This window comes from Oleiphilus sp. HI0043 (genome assembly GCF_001634935.1).
Genome location: NZ_LWEY01000321.1, coordinates 1 through 727, shown reverse-complemented (window position 1 = coordinate 727; position 727 = coordinate 1). Strand labels below are relative to the sequence as shown.

The window sequence follows — 727 nt, the reverse complement described above, 5'->3', positions numbered from 1 at the left end:
TTGAGGTCTCAGCGACATTAGTAGAAAGGATGATTCGTCTGCCAGAGTGAGGTTGAAACACCCTGCTCTGGTCTTTGGTACTTAACCTGGCATATAAGGGCAGTATCTCGGTGTCACGCCATTCATAATCATTAAGGGTCTTGGCGATCTCTCTGATCTCTCGCTCGCCAGGTAAGAAAACCAAAACATCGCCAACTTGCCAAGAGCGTTGGCGTTCTTCGTCTTGAATCTCCTCGACCACTGTAGCTATCTGCTCACCAAGAGATAACTCTTGTACATCTGCACCAATAGATGGGCGGTAATTCACGTCAACCGGATAACTTCGCCCTGAAACAGAAAATATTGGCGCGCCAGTAAAGAACTCCGAGAACCGGTCTACGTCGATCGTGGCAGAGGTAATAATGAGTTTTAATTCAGGTCTTTTCAGCAGAACGCGTTTTAAGTAACCGAGTAAGAAATCAATATTTAAACTACGCTCATGCGCCTCATCAATAATAATAACTTCATAACGATTTAAGTAACGGTCAAACTTGATTTCATTTAAGAGAATACCATCCGTCATGACCTTTATTAGCGTACTATCACTAACTTGATCGGTAAAACGAACTTGATAGCCAACCAGATCACCAAGCGGGGAATTTAGCTCTTCCGCTAATCTCGTCGAAACGGTGCGTGCAGCGAGACGCCTTGGCTGAGTGTGGCCGATAAGGCCCTTCCTTCCAAGCCC

1 pseudogene is annotated in these 727 nt (G+C 45.5%); it reads right to left on the bottom strand.

From position 1 onward, the window contains the following. Positions 1 to 727 (bottom strand): annotated as a pseudogene (locus A3729_RS32205) (ATP-dependent RNA helicase HrpA); the annotation flags it as partial.